This window comes from Amnibacterium soli, from assembly GCF_039544415.1.
Taxonomy (GTDB): Bacteria; Actinomycetota; Actinomycetes; order Actinomycetales; family Microbacteriaceae; genus Amnibacterium; species Amnibacterium soli.
Genome location: NZ_BAABLP010000004.1, coordinates 299,028 through 318,375 on the forward strand (window position 1 = coordinate 299,028; position 19,348 = coordinate 318,375).

Annotated in this window: 16 protein-coding genes and 1 tRNA gene; 11 read left to right on the forward strand and 6 right to left on the reverse strand. The window is 73.6% G+C overall.

Annotated elements, in window-relative coordinates; translation table 11 throughout:
• Window positions 1–49 precede the first annotated feature (49 nt).
• From ABEA53_RS10965 to ABEA53_RS10980, 4 genes are all read left to right on the forward strand, one after another.
• Window positions 50–2,548 (forward strand): ATP-dependent Clp protease ATP-binding subunit, encoded by a 2,499-nt coding sequence (locus ABEA53_RS10965; RefSeq protein WP_345481201.1) that lies wholly within the window; start codon window positions 50–52, stop codon window positions 2,546–2,548.
• Window positions 2,549–2,700: 152 nt separating this feature from the next.
• Window positions 2,701–3,243, forward strand: coding sequence for an amino-acid N-acetyltransferase (locus ABEA53_RS10970; RefSeq protein ID WP_345481202.1), 543 nt, complete (start codon window positions 2,701–2,703; stop codon window positions 3,241–3,243).
• A gap of 75 nt (window positions 3,244–3,318) precedes the next feature.
• Window positions 3,319–4,068 carry an HAD family hydrolase gene (locus ABEA53_RS10975; RefSeq protein WP_345481203.1) on the forward strand — a complete coding sequence of 250 codons (750 nt, stop codon included), beginning with the start codon at window positions 3,319–3,321 and terminating at the stop codon, window positions 4,066–4,068.
• Entirely contained in the window at window positions 4,065–6,554 is a 2,490-nt protein-coding gene (locus ABEA53_RS10980) for a glycoside hydrolase family 65 protein (RefSeq protein WP_345481204.1), read from the forward strand. The genes ABEA53_RS10975 and ABEA53_RS10980 overlap by 4 nt, the downstream gene beginning before the upstream one ends.
• A 48-nt stretch (window positions 6,555–6,602) precedes the next feature.
• On the opposite strand, the gene radA is transcribed toward ABEA53_RS10980, so the two are convergent.
• Window positions 6,603–7,934 carry a DNA repair protein RadA gene (gene radA, locus ABEA53_RS10985; protein WP_345481205.1) on the reverse strand — a complete coding sequence of 444 codons (1,332 nt, stop codon included), beginning with the start codon at window positions 7,932–7,934 and terminating at the stop codon, window positions 6,603–6,605.
• A gap of 89 nt (window positions 7,935–8,023) precedes the next feature.
• Here radA and ABEA53_RS10990 point away from each other — a divergent pair, with 89 nt between their 5' ends.
• The 7 genes from ABEA53_RS10990 (at window position 8,024) to ABEA53_RS11020 (ending at window position 11,873) form a co-directional block, all read left to right on the forward strand.
• The gene (locus ABEA53_RS10990) at window positions 8,024–8,425 is read left to right on the forward strand and encodes an alpha/beta fold hydrolase (protein WP_345481206.1); all 402 of its coding nucleotides are present in this window, start codon (window positions 8,024–8,026) and stop codon (window positions 8,423–8,425) included.
• A gap of 23 nt (window positions 8,426–8,448) precedes the next feature.
• Window positions 8,449–8,934, forward strand: a complete 486-nt coding sequence (locus tag ABEA53_RS10995; RefSeq protein WP_345481207.1) for an alpha/beta fold hydrolase — start codon at window positions 8,449–8,451, stop codon at window positions 8,932–8,934.
• A 69-nt stretch (window positions 8,935–9,003) separates the two neighbouring features.
• Window positions 9,004–9,093: transfer RNA gene (locus tag ABEA53_RS11000), tRNA-Ser, on the forward strand.
• A gap of 226 nt (window positions 9,094–9,319) precedes the next feature.
• Complete coding sequence (locus ABEA53_RS11005) at window positions 9,320–10,171, forward strand: alpha/beta fold hydrolase (protein WP_345481208.1); 852 nt, start codon at window positions 9,320–9,322, stop codon at window positions 10,169–10,171.
• Window positions 10,164–10,739, forward strand: a complete 576-nt coding sequence (locus ABEA53_RS11010) for a TetR-like C-terminal domain-containing protein (protein WP_345481209.1) — start codon at window positions 10,164–10,166, stop codon at window positions 10,737–10,739. Before ABEA53_RS11005 ends, ABEA53_RS11010 begins: the two co-directional genes overlap by 8 nt.
• Window positions 10,740–10,787: 48 nt before the next feature.
• Window positions 10,788–11,201, forward strand: coding sequence for a VOC family protein (locus tag ABEA53_RS11015; RefSeq protein WP_345481210.1), 414 nt, complete (start codon window positions 10,788–10,790; stop codon window positions 11,199–11,201).
• A gap of 39 nt (window positions 11,202–11,240) precedes the next feature.
• Entirely contained in the window at window positions 11,241–11,873 is a 633-nt protein-coding gene (locus ABEA53_RS11020; protein ID WP_345481211.1) for a YveK family protein, read from the forward strand.
• Window positions 11,874–11,885: 12 nt separating this feature from the next.
• Here the strand turns inward: ABEA53_RS11020 and ABEA53_RS11025 are convergent, their stop codons facing one another.
• The 5 genes from ABEA53_RS11025 to ABEA53_RS11045 all read right to left on the reverse strand — a co-directional run bounded on the left by ABEA53_RS11025 (window position 11,886) and on the right by ABEA53_RS11045 (window position 19,312).
• Window positions 11,886–12,623, reverse strand: a complete 738-nt coding sequence (locus ABEA53_RS11025) for an SGNH/GDSL hydrolase family protein (RefSeq protein WP_345481212.1) — start codon at window positions 12,621–12,623, stop codon at window positions 11,886–11,888.
• Window positions 12,620–13,108, reverse strand: a complete 489-nt coding sequence (gene ybaK, locus ABEA53_RS11030; protein WP_345481213.1) for a Cys-tRNA(Pro) deacylase — start codon at window positions 13,106–13,108, stop codon at window positions 12,620–12,622. Before ybaK ends, ABEA53_RS11025 begins: the two co-directional genes overlap by 4 nt.
• Window positions 13,109–13,136: 28 nt before the next feature.
• Window positions 13,137–13,931 carry a DNA-formamidopyrimidine glycosylase family protein gene (locus tag ABEA53_RS11035; protein ID WP_345481214.1) on the reverse strand — a complete coding sequence of 265 codons (795 nt, stop codon included), beginning with the start codon at window positions 13,929–13,931 and terminating at the stop codon, window positions 13,137–13,139.
• A gap of 27 nt (window positions 13,932–13,958) precedes the next feature.
• The gene (locus ABEA53_RS11040; RefSeq protein ID WP_345481215.1) at window positions 13,959–18,605 is read right to left on the reverse strand and encodes an ATP-dependent helicase; all 4,647 of its coding nucleotides are present in this window, start codon (window positions 18,603–18,605) and stop codon (window positions 13,959–13,961) included.
• Window positions 18,606–18,694: 89 nt separating this feature from the next.
• Window positions 18,695–19,312, reverse strand: a complete 618-nt coding sequence (locus ABEA53_RS11045) for an alpha/beta hydrolase (protein WP_345481216.1) — start codon at window positions 19,310–19,312, stop codon at window positions 18,695–18,697.
• Window positions 19,313–19,348 lie beyond the last annotated feature (36 nt).

Genomic DNA, 19,348 nt, shown 5'->3' on the forward strand with positions numbered 1-19,348 from the left:
TTGGCGTCCAGACGTCGCCCGGGTGTCCGGGCAAGCGAGGAGCCACAGCATGTTCGAGCGCTTCACCGATCGAGCCCGCCGAGTCGTCGTCCTGGCCCAGGAAGAGGCCAAGATGCTCAACCACAACTACATCGGGACCGAGCACATCCTGCTCGGCCTGATCCACGAGGGCGAGGGAGTCGCCGCGAAGGCGCTCGAGTCCCTCGGCATCTCCCTGGACGCCGTGCGCGAGCAGGTCCAGGACATCATCGGCCAGGGTCAGCAGCAGCCGACCGGCCACATCCCCTTCACGCCCCGCGCGAAGAAGGTCCTCGAGCTGTCCCTCCGCGAGGCGCTGCAGCTCGGCCACAACTACATCGGGACCGAGCACATCCTGCTCGGCCTCATCCGCGAGGGCGAGGGCGTCGCCGCGCAGGTGCTCGTCAAGCTCGGTGCGGACCTGAACCGCGTGCGGCAGCAGGTCATCCAGCTGCTCTCCGGCTACCAGGGCAAGGAGCAGGTCGCCGTCGGCGGCGAGGCGCAGCAGCAGGCGCAGGGGTCGCAGATCCTCGACCAGTTCGGCCGCAACCTCACCCAGGCCGCGCGCGACGGCAAGCTCGACCCGGTCATCGGGCGCGAGAAGGAGATCGAGCGCGTGATGCAGATCCTGTCGCGCCGCTCGAAGAACAACCCGGTCCTCATCGGCGAGCCCGGCGTCGGCAAGACCGCCGTCGTCGAGGGCCTCGCCCAGGCGATCGTGCGCGGCGACGTGCCGGAGACGCTGAAGGACAAGCAGCTCTACACGCTCGACCTCGGCTCGCTCATCGCCGGTTCCCGCTACCGCGGCGACTTCGAGGAGCGCCTGAAGAAGGTCACCAAGGAGATCCGCACCCGCGGCGACATCATCACCTTCATCGACGAGATCCACACCCTCGTCGGCGCCGGTGCGGCGGAGGGGGCCATCGACGCCGCGTCGATCCTCAAGCCGCTGCTCGCCCGCGGTGAGCTGCAGACCATCGGCGCGACCACGCTCGACGAGTACCGCAAGCACTTCGAGAAGGACGCCGCGCTCGAGCGCCGCTTCCAGCCGATCCAGGTGCAGGAGCCGTCGCTGCCCCACGCGATCAACATCCTCAAGGGGCTGCGCGACCGCTACGAGGCGCACCACAAGGTGTCCATCACCGACGGCGCGATCGTCGCCGCGGCGAACCTCGCCGACCGCTACATCTCCGACCGGTTCCTGCCGGACAAGGCCATCGACCTGATCGACGAGGCCGGCGCCCGCCTGCGCCTGTCGATCCTGTCGGCGCCGCCGGAGCTGCGGGAGTTCGACGAGAAGATCGCGCTGGTCCGCGCGGCCAAGGAGGCCGCGATCGAGGACCAGGACTTCGAGAAGGCCGCCGGCCTGCGCGACGAGGAGAAGAACCTCCTCGGCGAGCGGCTGCGCCTCGAGAAGCAGTGGCGCTCCGGCGACGTGAAGACGACGGCCGAGGTCGACGAGGGCCTGATCGCCGAGGTGCTCGCCCAGGCGACCGGCATCCCGGTGTTCAAGCTCACGGAGGAGGAGTCGAGCCGGCTCATCTTCATGGAGAAGGCGCTGCACGAGCGCGTCGTGGGTCAGGAGGAGGCCATCTCGGTCCTCGCCAAGACCATCCGCCGCACCCGCGCCGGTCTGAAGGACCCGAAGCGCCCCTCCGGCTCGTTCATCTTCGCCGGCCCCACCGGCGTCGGGAAGACGGAGCTGGCCAAGGCCCTCGCGGAGTTCCTGTTCGACGACGAGAACGCGCTGATCTCCCTCGACATGAGCGAGTACGGCGAGAAGCACACCGTGTCGCGCCTGTTCGGTGCCCCTCCCGGGTTCGTCGGGTTCGAGGAGGGCGGGCAGCTCACCGAGAAGGTGCGCCGCAAGCCGTTCTCCGTGGTCCTGTTCGACGAGATCGAGAAGGCCCACCCGGACATCTTCAACTCGCTCCTCCAGATCCTGGAGGAGGGCCGGTTGACGGACGGTCAGGGTCGCGTCGTCGACTTCAAGAACACCGTGATCATCATGACGACGAACCTCGGCACCGCCCAGATCTCGGGCGGTCCGGTCGGCTTCGTCGCCGCGGGCGACACGGCCACCGACTACGACCGCATGCGCTCCAAGGTGAACGAGGAGCTGAAGCGCCACTTCAAGCCCGAGTTCCTGAACCGCGTCGACGAGATGATCGTCTTCCCGCAGCTCACCAAGCCCGAGCTGCTGCAGATCGTCGACCTGTTCATCAAGCGCCTCAGCGACCGGATGCTGGACCGCGACCTCACGGTCGAGCTCACCATCCCGGCCAAGGAGCGGCTGATCGAGGTCGGGTTCGACCCGGCCCTCGGCGCCCGCCCGCTGCGCCGCGCGGTGCAGCACGAGGTCGAGGACAAGCTGAGCGAGAAGATCCTGCACGGCGAGCTCAACGCGGGCGACCACGTGCACGTCGACTACCAGGACGGGCAGTTCGTCTTCGCGACGAGCAAGCGCGGCGAGCTGGTCGGCGCGGCCGCCGGTGCGATCACCGACGGCAGCGACACCGCCGCGGAGTAGCACTCCCCGCGCGCAGGCGCAGTCACGACGAAGGGCGCTCCACCTCAGGGTGGGGCGCCCTTCGTCGTTTCATCCTCACGGAGTCCTGGCGCGGCTCCGCCGCTGCCAGAACTCCGGAGAGATGAAAGAGGGGGCGTGGAAGGATCGAGGACGTGCCCGAGCCCTCCTTCTTCGTCCGGCGTGCCCGCGTGAAGGACGTGCCGGAGATCCAGCGCCTCGTCGGCCCGCTCGTCGAGCAGCGCATCCTGCTCGGCAAGGACTCCGCCGTGTTCTACGGCGCCGTGCAGGAGTTCCGGATCGCGGAGGACGCCGACACCGGCGCCGTCGTCGGCTGCGGCGCGCTGCACGTGATGTGGGACGACCTCGCGGAGGTGCGCACGCTCGCGGTGGACCCGGGGTGGCGTCGCCGCCGGGTCGGGCACGCGCTCGTCGAGCGCCTCGAGGAGGACGCCGAGGAGCTCGGCGTGAACAAGCTCTTCTGCCTCACCTTCGAGGTCGACTTCTTCGCCGCGCACGGGTACGCACCCGTCGGCGAGGGCATCGTCGGACCCGACGTCGTCTTCGAGCTGGCGCGCTCCGGCGACGAGGGCGTGGCCGAGTTCCTCGACCTCGCGCGCGTGAAGCCGAACACCCTCGGCAACACTCGGATGCTCAAGGTGCTGGGACCCGCGATCCCCGGCCCTCCGCACGTCTAGGCTTGCCCCGCGGTCCGGAGCGCGGACGGACCTCGCGCTCACCCTGACGGAATCGCGCCGACCCTGGGGAGTGCGTTGAGCAGCGAGCGCCTCACGTTCTTCGGCGCCGCAGCCGTGCTGTTCGACCTCGACGGCGTGATCACGCCGACCGCCGAGGTCCACATGCGGGCCTGGGCGCGCATGTTCGAGCAGCTCTTCCGCGACCGGGGCGTGCAGCCGCCGTACACGGACCAGGACTACTTCCGGCACCTCGACGGCCGCCCCCGCTACGACGGCGTGGCCGCGCTGCTCGCCTCCCGCGGCATCGAGGTGCCCTGGGGCGACCCGAGCGACCCCGACGACGCCGACACGGTCTGCGGCATCGGCAACCGGAAGAACGGCTACTTCTCCTCGCTGCTCGAGGCGGAGGGCATCGCCGCCTACCCCGGCTCCCTCGCGGTGCTCGACCGGCTCGCGGCGCTCGGCATCCCCGCGGCCGTGGTGTCCAGCTCGAAGAACGCCGTGCCGGTGCTGGCCGCCGCGCACCTCGGCGACCGCTTCCCGGTGATCGTCGACGGCGTCGTCGCCCACGACGAGGGCCTGCCCGGCAAGCCGCGGCCGGACATCTTCCTGGCCGGCGCCGCCCGGCTGCAGGTCGACCCGGCGAACGCCGTGGTCGTTGAGGACGCCGTCTCGGGCGTCGCAGCCGGTGCGGCCGGCGGGTTCGGACTCGTGGTCGGCGTCGACCGCGGCGTCGGGTCGGCGGCGCTCCGCGATGCGGGCGCCGATCTCGTGGTCGGCGACCTCGCCGACCTGCTCGCCGAGCAGAAGGGCGCTCCGCAGTGATCGACCGCGACCGCTTCCCCATCGACGAGTGGCAGCTCGTCGAACGCATCTGGTCCGAGGACCGGATGGGCCTCGGGGAGACCATCTTCACCGTCGCCAACGGCTACCTCGGCATGCGGGGCAACAGCTCGGAGGGGCGCGACGCCCACGAGCACGGCACCTTCATCAACGGGTTCCACGAGGTGTGGCCGATCCGTCACGCCGAGCAGGCGTACGGCTTCGCGGAGGTCGGCCAGACCATCGTGAACGTGCCGGACACGAAGATCATCCGGCTGTACGTCGACGACGAGCCGCTCGTGCTCGACGTCGCGGAGCTGCTGACCTTCGAGCGGGCGCTCGACTTCCGCGCCGGCGTGCTGCGCCGCGACCTGCTGTGGCTCACCCCCTCCGGCAAGCGCGTGCGCGTGCGCTCGGACCGCATGGTGTCGTTCGTCGAGCGCCACCTGGCGGTGATGTCCTTCGAGGTCACGGTCGAGAACGCCGACGCCACCGTCGTGCTGTCGAGCCAGAGCCTCAACCGGCAGGACGGCGAGGACGAGTTCGGCCGCACCCTGCCGACGGAGGAGGGCGGGGCCGGCTTCGACCCGCGCCGCGCGGAGCGGCTCGCCGAGCGCGTGCTGCAGCCCGTCGAGTACTGGCAGCAGGACGACCGCAGCGTGCTCAGCTACCGGGTCACGCACTCGCACATGACGCTCTCCGTCGTCACGGACCACGTGATCGAGACGGAGAACGAGGTGCAGATGCGCCCCTCGATCGCGCCCGACATCGCGAAGAACGTCTACCAGGTGCGCGCCAAGGCGGGCGTGCCGGTCAAGCTCACGAAGTTCGTGGCGTACCACACCTCCCGCAGCGTGCCTCCGCGCGAGCTCATCGACCGCGGCCAGCGTCTGCTGGACCGCGTCATCGAGTCCGGGGCGGACGAGCAGCGCCAGCTCCAGCGCGAGTGGCTCGACGCGTTCTGGGAGCGCAGCGACGTCGAGATCGCCGACCAGCCGGCGATCCAGCAGGCGGTGCGGTGGAACCTGTTCCAGCTCGCGCAGGCGTCGGCCCGCGCGGACTCGAGCGGCATCCCGGCGAAGGGCCTCACGGGCAGCGGCTACAGCGGCCACTACTTCTGGGACACCGAGATCTACGTGATGCCCTTCCTCACGTACACGAGCCCGCTCTTCGCCCGCAACGCGTTGAAGATGCGCGAGCGGATGCTGCCCGCCGCCCGGAAGCGGGCGCGCCAGCTGAACGAGGGCGGCGCGCTGTTCCCCTGGCGCACGATCAGCGGCGAGGAGGCGTCGGCCTACTACGCGGCCGGCACCGCGCAGTACCACATCAACGCCGACGTGACCTACGCCATCGCGAAGTACGTGCGCGCGACGGGCGACGCGGACTTCCTGGCCCGCGGCGCGATCGACATGGTCGTGGAGACCGCCCGCCTCTGGACGACGCTGGGCTTCTGGCGCCACACCGAGGGCAGCTCGTTCCACATCCACGGCGTGACGGGGCCCGACGAGTACACGACGGTCGTCAACGACAACCTGTTCACGAACGTGATGGCGCGCTTCAACCTCCGGTACGCCGCCGAGAGCGTGCGCGTGGTCGCGGACCAGTTCCCGGAGGCGTACGCCCGGATGGTCGACCGCGTCGGCTTCGACGAGTCGGAGATCGGGGAGTGGGAGCGTGCCGCCGAGGCGATGGTGATCCCCTACTCGAAGGCCTTCACCATCCACCCGCAGGACGCGCACTTCCTCGACCGCGAGGTCTGGGACCTGGAGAACACGCCCCCGGACAAGCTGCCGCTGCTGCTGCACTACCACCCGCTCGTGATCTACCGCTTCCAGGTGCTGAAGCAGGCGGACGTGGTGCTGGCGCTGTTCCTGCTCGCCGACGAGTTCTCCGATGAGATGAAGCGCGCGGACTTCGACTACTACGACCCGCTGACGACGGGCGACTCGACGCTGTCGGCCGTGGTCCAGTCGATCATCGCGGCCGAGATCGGCTACCGCGACCTCGCGATGGAGTACTTCGAGCACTCGCTGTTCGTCGACCTCGACGACCTGCACAACAACGCGAGCGACGGCGTGCACGTCGCCTCGACGGGCGGGGTGTGGAGCGCGCTGGCCTACGGCTTCGGCGGCCTGCGCGACTCCGGCGGCCACCTCACGTTCGACCCGCGGCTGCCCGCCGCCTGGACGAACCTGCGGTTCCGCCTCCGCTGGCAGGGCAGCCGCCTGCTCGTGACGCTGACGCGCACGGAGCTGACGATCGCGGTGCAGTCGGGCGGCGACGTCGAGCTGTCGGTGCGGGGCGAGAAGCACACGGCGCAGGCCGGGTCCGTGCTCCGCGTGCGGCTGCACGGCCAGGGGCCGCTGCTGCAAGGGCGCCCGACGACCCAGCAGTGGGCGGAGACCCGCCGGGACGACGGCTCGCTGCTCACCGCGAGCATTCCGACGATGCCGGACTGGGACGCGCCGGACGTCGAGTCCCAGCCGTGAGCGCCGCCGGGTCCCGACCGCCGCGAGGCGATCGGGACCCGGCCGGGCTCAGCTGCTGACGGCCGCGACGATCGCGTCGCGCAGCCTGGCGAGGTCGGGCCCGAGCAGTGTCGTGTAGCCGAGGCGCTTCGCCTCCGCCTCCCGCCGCGCGGCCTGGTTCGCGGGCCGGATCTCGCCGGCGAGGCTGATCTCGCCGCTGACGGCGACGTCGCCCCGGATCGGCATGCCGGTCACCGCCGAGCCCAGCGCGAGCGCGATCGCGAGGTCGACCGCGGGCTCGGTGAGGCGCACGCCGCCGACGGTGGAGACGTAGACGTCGGAGTCGCCGATGTTCTTGAGCCCGCCGTGCTTCTGCAGCACCGCGATGAGCATCGAGACGCGCGCGGAGTCGACACCGTTCACCACGAGGCGCGGGTGGGGCGAGCTCGACTTCACGACGAGGGCCTGCACCTCCACCGGGATCGCCCGCCGGCCCTCGAGCGCGATGGTCACGCAGGTGCCGGGCTCGGTGCCGATGGAGCGCGACAGGAACAGGCCGCTCGGGTCGGTGACCCCGGCGATGCCCTCGCCGGTCATCTCGAAGCAGCCGACCTCGTCGGTCGGCCCGAACCGGTTCTTCACGGCGCGCACGAACCGGAGTGCGGTGCCGCGGTCGCCCTCGAAGTGGCAGACGACGTCGACGAGGTGCTCGAGCACGCGGGGGCCCGCGATCTGGCCGTCCTTCGTGACGTGCCCGACGAGCAGGATCGGCAGGTCCCGCTCCTTGGCGACGCGGGTGAGGGAGGCGGCCACCTCGCGCACCTGCCCGGGGCCGCCCGCGATGCCGGTGGCGTCGGCGGTCGAGACCGTCTGCACGGAGTCGACGATGACCAGCTGCGGCTCGACCTGGTCGATCTGCCCGAGCACCACGGCGAGGTCGGTCTCCGCCGACAGCCACAGGTTCGGGCTGAGCGTGCCGGTGCGCTCCGCGCGCATCCGCACCTGGCCGAGCGACTCCTCCGCGCTGACGTAGAGCACGCGCGCGCCCATCGCCGCGACGTGCGACGCGACGGCGAGCAGCAGGGTGCTCTTGCCCACGCCGGGCTCGCCGGAGAGCAGGATCACCGACCCGGGCACGACGCCGCCCCCGAGCACCCGGTCCAGCTCGCTCTCGCCGGTGCGCCGGCGCTGCACCGTGTCCATGGGCACCTCGCCGATGGGCTTGGCCTGCCGGGACGCGGGCACGGCGACGGCCTGCACGCGCCCGGCTGCGGGCTCCGCCTCCTGCACCGAGCCCCAGGCCTGGCACTCCGGGCACCGGCCGACCCACTTCGCCGTGCGCCAGCCGCACTCCGCGCAGCGGTAGCCGGCGGGGGTGGGGCGGGAGCGGGCGACGGCCATGTGTCGAAGATATGTGCGGGCTCCGACACGCACAGGAGACACGCTCGGGAAGGGTGCGGCAGGATCGGGCGCGACGACAGGGAGTGGCCGTGGCGGACCGACTGGTGACGATGCGCGACGGGCGCCGGCTCGGCCTGACCGTGTTCGGCGATCCGGCCGTCGAGCGCGTCGTCGTGCTGTGCCATCCCGCGCCGGGCGCGGGCGGCTTCGACCCCGACCCTCCGGTGACCTCGTCCTGGGGCGTGCACGTCGTCTCGATCGACCGGCCCGGGTACGGCTCGTCCAGTCCGCTGCCCGACTTCCAGCGCGGCTCCGTCTCGCTGTGGGCCGAGGACCTCGCGGAGTACCTCGAGCTCGTGATCGAGCAGGCGCGCGAGACCGGTCGCACGCCGCTGCACAAGCTCGGCGTCGTCGGCTGGGGGACCGGGGGGCGCACCGCGCTGGCCTCGCGGCGAAGCACCCCGGCCTCATCGACCGGGTCGCGCTCGTAGCGACGCCCGCGCCCGACTCCGAGGTGCCGTGGGTCTCCCGGCCGTTCAAGGAGCTGGCCCGCGAGCTGTCCGGCATGACCGTGCCGGAGTCCAAGCGCCGGCTGCAGCAGTGGCTGCAGGAGCACGGGCCCGGCGGCATCGAACAGCTCGCGCGCGGCGCGGCCGATCAGCACGTGCTCGAGCGTCCCGGTCTGCGCAGCCGCACGGAGCGGATGCTGCAGCACGCCGCCGAGCAGGGGAGCATCGGTCTCGCGGACGACCTGCTGTCCTCGCTCGACGACGACTGGGGCTTCGACCTCGACGCGGTGACGGCGCCGACGCTGCTCGTCTACGGCGCGAAGGACCCGATCGTGCCGAGCACGCACGGCCGCTGGTTCAAGCGCCGCCTGCGGAACGCGTCGCCGACGCTCGCCGTGCTGCCGCGCGCCGGCCACATGGTCATCGCGCCGGCGTGGCAGCGGATCCTGCAGCACGTCGACCCCCAGCACGGGGATCGCTCCGACGTCTGACGCGGGCTCCACGGGCGGCACGCGCCCTGCGCGAGTCGGAGGCGCCGCTCGTCCCGTACACTCGTCCGCGGTGGCGTGTCCGAGCGGCCGAAGGAGCATGTCTCGAAAACATGTGATGGCTCAAACCATCCGTGGGTTCAAATCCCACCGCCACCGCCAGCAGCTGAGGGCCCCCGATCCGCGGATCGGGGGCCCTCAGCTCGTTCCGGGCCACCGCGCCACGAGTCTCGACCGTCGACGGAGGCGAGCGACGCCGATCTGCTCGACTGCGCGCAGCGCTCCTCGGAGGCATGCTGCGCGCAGTCGTCCCTCGACAGGTGCTGTTGACACGCTCAGCTAATACTCGTAGCTTCTGGCTACACGCATTAGCCAGGTGGAGGACGACATGACCGAGCAGCTGCACACGGACGAGGGGACCCTCGCCTACGACCTCGAGGGCAGCGGACCCCTGGTGGTCCTCGCGCACGGGATGGGCGACAGCCGGCACTCCTACCGCTTCGTCGTGCCGCAGCTGGTCGCCGCCGGCTACCGGGTGGCGAACCTCGACATCCGCGGATGCGGCGACTCGAGCACCGACTGGCGGAGCTATGAGCGCGCCGACATGGCTCGCGACCTCGTCGCGCTGGTGCGCCACCTTGGCGGCCCCGCGGTGATCGTCGGGCAGTCCATCAGCGGCGGCGCGGCGACCATCGCCGCGGCGTCCGCACCGGAGCTGGTCGCCGGAGTCGTCGAGCTCGCGCCCTTCACCCGCGCCCAGTCCGTCGACCTCGTCGGGTTGCTGAAGAACGCGCACCGCGCCGGCTCGCTGCAGCTGATCCGGGTCATGGCGGCCGGCAGCGTGCAGGGCTGGCTGTCCTACCTGGACGTCGCGATCCCCGCGAAGCCCGCGGACTGGGCGGCGGAGCGCCGCCGCATCGAGACCGCGCTGCGCCGCCCCGAGCGCATGGCGGTCCTGCGCGCGATGACGAGGACCTCGCCGGCGGACGCCGGCGCCCGGCTCGCGGACGTGCGCTGCCCTGTGCTCGTGGTCGAGGGCGACGCCGACCCCGACTGGGCCGACCCGCGCGCCGAGGGGCTGCGGATCCTCGCCGACCTGCCGGCCGGGAACGGCGAGCTGACGGTGCTCGACGGCGTCGGGCACTACCCGCATGCGGAGGCGCCCGACCGGGTGGTCGCGCTGCTGCAGCCGTTCCTGGCCCGCACGCTCACGACGACCGGCACGGCCACCGATGCCTAGAGCGGGTCTCGACGCCGCGGTGGTCACCGAGGCCGCCGCGGCGCTCGCCGACGAGATCGGCCTGGCGCAGCTGAGCATGAGCGTCGTCGCCGAGCGGCTCGGCGTGAAGGCGCCCTCCCTCTACAAGCACGTCGACTCGCTGCCGGACCTGCACCGCCGCATCGCGATCCTCGCGGCGACCGAGCTCGGCGACGACCTGCGCGACGCGATGCAGGGGCGGGCCGGCGGGGACGCGCTCGCCGCCGCCGCGCAGACCGTCCGCGCCTACGTGCAGCAGCACCCGGGGCGCTACACGGCCACGGTCGGCATCCGCCCGACCGGTCCGGACGACCCGCTGGCCGTCGCGCTCGAGCGCACCCTCGCCTCCTTCGCCGCCGCCCTGCGGGGATACGGCCTGGACCCGGCCCAGGAGATCCACGCGTTGCGCATGCTGCGCAGCGTCCTGCACGGCTTCGCGACGCTGGAGGCCGCGGGCGGCTTCCAGTACGGCACGGACGTCGACGAGAGCTTCCGATGGATGGTCGACTTCCTCGATCGGGGGCTGCGCGCTCCGGAAGGGGCGTCGTGAGCGCTCCCGCCCCTCCCGCTGCCCGGTCCGCCGTCCTACGCTGCCGACATGCCCGGACCCGAGCCGAAGCCGTACATCCTGTTCCCCGGCCTGGCGCGGGAGGCGCTGACGGGGTACCAGCAGATCTTCGGCGGTGACCTCGCGCTGCACACCTACGGCGACTTCGGCCGGTCCGACGGCCCCGCGGACGCGATCGCGCACGGCACGCTCGACGGACCGGTCACCGTGTACGGCGCCGACGCCGGACCCGACGAGGACGCCTTCAGCAGCACCGGGCTGCTGTTCTCCCTGCTCGGCGCCGCCTCGCCCGAAGTGCTCCGCACCTGGTTCGCCGCGCTCGCGGAGGGCGGCAGGATCGTCGACCCGCTCGCCGAGCGGCCGTGGCACGCGTGGGACGGCCAGGTCCGCGACCGGTACGGGCTCACGTGGCTGCTCGGCTGGGAGCCCGCGGCGGAGGGCTGAGGCCTTTCCTCCGCGCCCCGGCGGGGCTACCGCCGCGCCGTGAGCGGGGCGACGGAGCACCGGCGCCGCCGCCCCCAGGTGCTCCTCGCCGCGCTCGTGGCGGCGGGTGCGGTCGCCGGGCTGCTCGTGGCGGCGACGGCGCGCCCGATGTACACGGCGTCCGCGACGTCCTTCGTCTCCGTCGGCCGGCCGTCGTCCGTGGGGAGCCTGCAGCAGGGCGCGTCCGCCGCGCTGAGGGCCGGGCGCCTCTACGCGGCGCTCGCGACGAGCACGCCGGTGCTGGCCGACGTCGTCGAGGATCTGCACCTGACCGCGACGCCGGAGGCGCTCGCGCAGCGCATCAGCGCACGGACCGTCCAGGACACGGTGCTGCTGCGCATCGCCGTCACCGACCCCTCGGCCGCCCAGGCCTCCCGCATCGCGAACGGGGTGCAGGACCGGCTCGCGCGCACCGGCGGCGCGCTCGCCCCGGCCGTGCGGCAGGGCACCGCGCTGACCGCGATCCAGCCGGCCGTCGCTCCCGTCGTACCGTCCTCACCCCGCGCCCTCGTCGACGGGGCGACCGGCGCGCTCGGCGGCGCGACCGCCTGGCTGCTGATCGCGCTGGTCGGCGCCGTGCGGCACCGGCGGCCCGGACCGTCCGGCGGACTCGCCGCCCCCTCGATGCTCTGACCGGCGCTCGGCTCAGCCCGTCCGCTCGGGCAGCTCGGCCAGCCGCGCCCGCACGGCGGGCAGGAACGCCTCCGCCCACACCCGGTGGCCGCGGTCGTTGGGGTGGAACAGGTCGCCCGCGGCGTTGCGGATCGCGATCACCGGTCCGCCTCGCCGCGTCACCGTGTTGAGCGGTGCGAGCACGTGGCCCCGCGCCGCGACGACCTCGTGCACGATCCGGTTCGCCGTGCGGATCCGCCCCGCGATCGGCACCGGGCTGAAGCTCGGCAGGTCGGCCACGATCGAGCCCGGCGGCAGCGCCGCGCAGACGCGGTCGAACTCGTCGCGGAACCGCTCGGGCTCGAAGGACCAGACGTCGTTCGCCCCGACGTCGATCGTGCAGACGACGGCGGGCGCCTTCGGGATGCGGTGCAGCTCGTCGCTCAGCACCACCGCGCAGGTCGCGCCGTCGATGGCGAGGTTCCGCACCCGCACCTTCCGGCCGGTCACCCGCGCGATCTCGGCCGCGACGATGCCGACGTAGCCGCGCTCGGGCTGGGAGGCGCCGAGGCCGAGCGCCGCCGAGTCCCCGAGCGCGACGTAGAGCAGCGCCTCCGGGTCCGCCTTCCCCCGCTCGCCCCAGTAGACGTGGTGGCCGGGGATCCGGTTCGTCAGCAGCACCGTCCAGGCTGCCCGATGGCGGGCGAGCCAGGCGAGGTACCCGGCCAGACCGGCGGACGCGACACCGGCGGCGACGAGCCCCCGCCTCACTTCGCCACCGCGATCCGGGCGAGCACGCCGTCCGTGGCCGCGAGCAGGTCCTGCGGGGCCACCTCGAGGTCGAAGCCGCGCCGACCGCCCGAGACGTACACCGTGGGGAAGCCCTCCGCGCTGCGGTCGAGCACGAGCGGCAGGCGCGTGCGCTGCCCGAACGGGCTGATGCCGCCGACGACGTAGCCCGTGCGCCGTTCCGCGGCCTCCGGCGCGGCCATGACCGCGCGCTTCGCGCCCACGGCCGCCGCGAGCGACTTGAGGTCGAGCATCGACGACACGGGCACCACCGCCACGGTCAGCCGGTCGTCCGCCTCGACGACGAGCGTCTTGAAGACCTGCTCGGGCGCCGCGCCGAGCTCCCGCGCCGCTTCCAGGCCGTAGCCCTCCACTGCGCGGTCGTGCTCGTAGGGGTGCGCGGTGTACGGCAGGCCCAGGCGGTCGAGGGCCTGCGTCGCCGGGGTCGTCGGGGCCCGCTTCGTCATGCCGCGATTCTTCCCGGTGTCGGCCGGGTCAGCTCTGGCAGCGCGGGCACCAGTAGATCTCGCGGTCCATCGCGCCACGGCCGGGCTGCACGGGGTCGCCGAGCGTGCCGCCCAGGATCCTCGTGCCGCACCGGCGGCAGGGCTTGCCCGTGCGTCCGTAGACCCAGTCCTGCCTGCCGGACCGCGTGTCGCCCGTCAGGGTGCGCTCGACGCGGTTCTTGTTCGCCTCGAGGGTGCGCTTCGCGAGGTCGACCATGCGCGGCAGGTCCGGCACCTGGTCGACCGGCCGCGTCGGCAGCACGCCGCGGAGGAAGCAGAGCTCGTTCCGGTACACGTTGCCCACGCCCGCGAGGTTCCGCTGGTCGAGCAGCGCGAGGCCGATCGCGCGCTCCGGCTGCTCCTCGATGCGCCGGAGCGCCTCCGCCGCGTCCCAGTCGGGGCCGAGCAGGTCGGGGCCGAGGTACCCGACCACGTCCTCCTCCTGCGTGAGCGGCAGCACCTCGAGCTTGCCCAGCGCGAAGCCCACCGCCTGCCACGGCGCGGTGCCGAGCACGATGCGGGCCTCGAAGGCCGGCCGCCGCCACCGGGTGCCGGGGCGGTAGAGGTGCCAGGACCCCTCCATCTTCAGATGGGAGTGGATCAGCGCCCTCTCGGTGCGCAGCAGCAGGTGCTTGCCGCGGCTGCCGACGGAGGTCACGCGCTCGCCGGTGAGGTCGATCGTCGCGTACTTCGGCACGCGGACGTCGCAGGAGGTGAGCACCTCGCCGGCCAGCGCCGCGTGCAGGTTGTGCGCCGTCCGGTAGACGGTGTCGCCCTCAGGCACGGTCGCGCCCCCTCGTGCCGCGGTCGCTCACGAGGCGCGCAGCCGCAGGCCCTTGGGCGTCGCGGCGAAGCCGGCCGCCTCCAGCGCCTTGCCGAACGGGGTGCCGAGCACGAACTCGCCGTCCACCTTCTCGACGACGAGCTGCGGCACGCCGCCGCTGCGCACGACGGCCGCGAGGCCCGCCGCCGCGCGCGCCCGCAGCGGCTCGTCCGCGCCGAACAGCAGGACCGTGCGACCACCGCGCTCGACGTAGGCGATGAGGGCGCCGTCCACGAGGATCACCAGCGCGCCCGCCTTGCGCCCGGGGCGGTGCCCCTCGCCCTCCGGCCACGGCAGCGCCGCGCCGTAGGGGTTCGCGGGATCGGTGGCCGCCAGGGTCAGCACCGCCGGCTCCTCGGCCTCGGTGCCCGCCTCCCTGGTGTGCGTGCGCAGCCGGTCGATCGTGCCGGCGGTGGAGAACTGGGCGGCGCCGAGGTGCTCCACGAAGTAGCCGCGCCGGGCGCGACCGGCCTCCTCCAGGGCGGCCAGCGTCTTGTAGACGAGCGCGAAGCCGCCCGGCACCTGCTCCGCCTGCACGGCGCCGCGGGTCACGACGCCGTAGCGGTCGAGCAGCACCTCGGCGGTCGCGGCGGCCCGCACCGTCGGGTCGGTCTCGGGCAGGGGGAGGATCGCCCAGCGGCCCGCCGCGGCGGGCGGTCCGGAGCGCACGGGCAGCACGGGCCGCCCACGACCGCGGTACGACCGCGCGCGGGGCGCCTTGCGCTGCGTGCGGTGGCTGGTGTGGCCGCTGCCGGTCAGCGCGCGGACCGGCGCGAACGTGTCGTTCGTCACGAGCCCGTCCCACACCAGGTTCCAGAGCGCCGTCGTCAGCGCGACGTCGTCCGTCGCGCCCACGGTGTCGGCGAGCTGCCGGAAGAAGAACGCGCCGCCGCCGCCGAGGGTGGCGAGCACCTCCTGCTCGAGCGGGGTGCGATCGCCCTCCTCGAGCGCCGGCAGCGTGACGGGCAGCGCGTCCGCGAGGTGCAGCGCGATCCAGCCGTCGTTGCCGGCGAGCCGCCCGGTGCCGGACCAGACGACCTCGCCCGTCGCCGTCAGCTCGTCGAGCATCGAGGGGGAGTAGTCGCGGACGCGGGAGGGGAGGATCAGCGACTCCCACGCGGAGGCGGGCACGGGCACGCCCGCGAGCTGCTCGATGACGGAGGCGACGCCGTCGACCCCGCGCAGCGCCTTCTGGCCCACGTGCTGCCACTCGGGCAGGAACCGCGCGAACGCGGCCTGCTCGACCGGCTCGACCTCCTTGCGCAGCGCGGCGAGGGACCGCCGCCGCAGCCGGCGCAGCACCTCGACGTCGCACCACTCCGTGCCGGTGCCGCCCGGGCGGAACTCGCCCTCGGTGACGCGGCGCTCGTCGGCGAGGCGGCGCAGCGTGTCCGTGACCACCGCGACGCCCAGTCCGAGGCGCAGCGCCGCGCCCGCGGCGGTGAAGGGGCCGTGCGTGCGGGCGTAGCGGCCGACGAGGTCCCCGAGCGGGTCGGCGACGGGCTCGACGAAGGCGATCGGCACCCCGATGGGCAGCGGCACCCCGAGCGCGTCGCGCAGCCGGCTCGCGTCCTCGATGCCCGCGATCCACTGCTCACCGCCCCACGACGCCTCGATCGCGCGGTGCGACGTCACGAGCTCGCGCGCGAACTGCGCCGCCTGCTCGCTCGTCGCCGGGATCTCCGCGACCTCGAGGCGGGCCGCGAGCTCGTCGACGGTGAGCGGGCCGAGCAGGCGCAGCAGGTCGGCCGCCCCCTCCACGCCGCGCAGGCGGCGGTCGGCCGCCACCCGCTGCAGCTCGCGCTCGGTCGTCTCGACGACGTCGGGGTCGAGCAGCTCGCGCAGCTCCACCCGGCCGAGCAGCTCGGACAGCAGGGTCGAGTCGAGCGCGAGGGCCTGCGCCTTGCGCTCGGCGAGGGGGCTGTCGCCCTCGTAGAGGAAGGCGCCGACGTAGCTGAACAGCAGGCTGCGGGCGAACGGCGAGGCGGTCGGGGTCTCGACCTCGACGACGCGGACGGCCCGCGCCTCCAGCCCTGCGGCGAGCTCCTTCAGCGAGGGCAGGTCGTAGACGTCCTGCAGCACCTCGCGGATGGTCTCGAAGATGATCGGGAAGGTCGGGAACTTCTTCGCGACGTCGAGCAGCTGGCTGGCGCGCTGCCGCTGCTGCCACAGCGGCGACCGGCGGCCCGGGTTGTAGCGGGGCAGCAGCAGCGCCCGCGCCGCGCACTCGCGGAACCGGGAGGCGAAGATCGCCGACGACGTGACCTCGGTCGTCACGACCTGGTCGAGCTCGTCCGGCTCGAACAGGAACAGGTCCGCCCCCGGGGGCTCCGAGTCCGTGTCCGGCACGCGCAGCACGATGCCGTCGTCGGCCGCCATCGCGCCGTTCTCGATGCCGTAGCGCTCCGCGAGCCGGGCGCCCACCGCGAGCGCCCAGGGCGCGTGCACCTGCATGCCGAACGGGGAATGGAGCACGATGCGCCAGTCGCCGAGCTCGTCGCGGAACCGCTCGAGCACGAGCGTGCGATCGGACGGCACCGCGCCCGTCGCCTCCGCCTGGTCACGGATGAACCGCATCAGGTTCGCCGCCGCGCGGCGGTCGAGGCCGATGCGCTCCGCGATGGTCGCCGCCTCGTCGTCCTTCGCGGCGGCGAGGTCGCGCTGGAACGCGCCGACCGCCCGCCCGAGCTCGGCGGGCCGGCCGAGGCCGTCGCCCTTCCAGAACGGCACGCGGCCGGGCTCGCCGAAGGCGGGCAGCACGAGGACGCGGTCGTGGGTGATCTCCTGGATCCGCCAGCTCGTCGCGCCGAGGCTGAACACGTCGCCGACGCGCGACTCGTAGACCATCTCCTCGTCGAGCTCGCCGACCCGGTTGCCGCCGCCCTCGTTGCCGGACACGAGGAAGACGCCGAAGAGCCCGCGGTCGGGGATGGTGCCGCCGGAGGTCACGGCGAGCCGCTGCGCGCCCGGCCGGCCCGTGATGGTGCCGGCGTCGCGGTCCCAGACGATGCGGGGGCGCAGCTCCGCGAACTCGTCGGAGGGGTAGCGGCCCGCCAGCAGGTCGAGCACGGCCTCGTAGGCGGAGCGGGGCAGCGCTGCGAACGGCGCCGTGCGCCGCACGGTGTCGAACCACGCCTCCACCTCGAGCTCCTCGAGCGCGCAGGCCGCGACCGTCTGCTGCGCGAGCACGTCGAGGGGGTTCGCGGGCACCCGCAGCGCCTCGATCTCGCCCTTCAGCATCCGGTCGGTCGCGACCGCCGCGTGGATCAGGTCGGCCTGGTGCACCGGGAAGACGACCCCCGTGCTGATCTCGCCGACCTGGTGGCCCGCGCGCCCGACGCGCTGCAGGCCGCTCGCGACGCTCGGCGGGGCGCCCACCTGCACGACGAGGTCGACGGCGCCCATGTCGATGCCGAGCTCGAGGCTCGACGTCGCGACGACGCAGCGGAGCCGGCCCGACTTGAGGTCGTCCTCGATGAGCCCGCGCTGCTCCTTGGACACGGAGCCGTGGTGGGCGCGGGCGAGCACCTCGGTCGCGCCGCGGGTGGAGCCCGAGGCCGCCGTGATCGCGGAGGGGGCCGGGGTGCCGCGCCCGGCGAGCGCGGACTCGAGCACCGGCTGCTCGACGGCGACCGCCTCGCGCGCCTCCTGCGCCTCGACGCGCTCCTGGTACTCCTCGTTCAGCCGGGCGGTCAGGCGCTCGGCCTGCCGGCGGGAGTTCGTGAACACGATCGAGGACCGGTGCTCGAGCACGAGGTCCGTGATCGTCGACTCGACGTACGGCCAGATCGACCCGTTCCGCTGGGGCAGCGGGTCGTCGGGGTCGAACACGTCCTGCGCGGCGGACCCCTCGTGCGGCTCCGCGTCCGCGCCCGCCTCGGGCCAGCCGCTGCCGAGGTCGGGGTCGGACATGTCCTCGACCGGCACGACGACCGTGAGGTCGAACGTCTTCTGCGCCTTCGGGGCCACGATCGTCACGGGCGAGCGGCCGCCGAGGAACCGGGCGACCTCCTCCACGGGCTTCACCGTCGCCGACAGGCCGATGCGCTGCGCGGGGCGCTCGAGCATCGCGTCGAGCCGCTCGAGCGAGAGGGCGAGGTGCGAGCCGCGCTTGGTCGCCGCGACCGCGTGCACCTCGTCCACGATCACCGTGTCGACGTTCTGCAGCGACTCCCGGGCCGCGGAGGTGAGCATCAGGAACAGCGACTCGGGCGTCGTGATGAGGATCTCGGGCGGGTCCTTCGACAGCGCCCGGCGATCGGCCTGGCTCGTGTCGCCCGAGCGCACGCCCACCGTGATGCGGGGCGGCGTCTGCCCGAGCCGCTTCGCGGTCTGCGTCACGCCGACCAGCGGGCTGCGCAGGTTGCGCTCGACGTCGACGCCCAGCGCCTTCAGCGGCGAGACGTAGAGCACCCGGGTGCCCGCCGGCGCGTCGGCGGGCCGGTTCGCCAGCCGGTCGATCGCCCACAGGAAGGAGGCGAGCGTCTTGCCGGACCCCGTCGGCGCCACCACGAGGGCGTGCTGCCCCTTCGCGATGGCCGCCCACGCCCCCTCCTGCGCCGCGGTGGGGGCGCGGAAGGCGCCGACGAACCACTCGCGGGTGGCCGCGCCGAAGGCGTCGAGGACGGAGGACATGGTCCGGTGGATTCTGCCCCCTGCCACCGACACGCCGGTGCGAGGATCCGGACGCCCGGGTCGTTGCTCGGCAAGGAGGGGGCGGGCCGTCAGCGCAGGAAGGCGGCGACCTCCGCGAGCTCGGCCTCGTCGATCCCGTGGCCGAGGCCGGGGTGCACGCTGATCGAGGTCGCCGACCGGCCCTCGAGGGCGGCGGCCGTCCGCGCGACGGCCTCGGGCGGGATCACCGCGTCGGCGTCGCCGCGCGCCCACAGCACCGCGGCCCCGGGCGGCGGCGCGGGCAGGGTCGCGGGCAGGAAGCCGGCGAGCACGGCGACCCGGTCGAACCGCTGCGGCGCCGCGTGCAGCAGGGCGAGGGCGAGCGCGCCGCCCTGCGAGAAGCCGAGCAGCCGCACCGCGGCCGGCTCGCCGGCGGCGGCGGCGAGCGCGTTCAGCGTCGCGAGCACGGCCGTGGCTGCGGCCTCGAGGCCTGCCCCGGCGAGCACCGCCTCGCGCGGTCCGTCGAACCATCCGGCGCCGGCGCCCACCGGCACGGGGCCCCGCAGCGAGACGACCGCGTCGTCGTCGCCCCGGACGGCCTCGCCCACCGCCAGCAGGTCCTGCTCGTCCGCACCGTAGCCGTGCAGCAGCACGAGCAGACGGCGCCCCTCGAGGCGTCCGATCGGGCGCATCGCGACCGCGTGGAGGGGGATCGATGCGTCCGTCATCCCCGCATCCTGCCCGTGCACCGCGGCGCGCCGGGT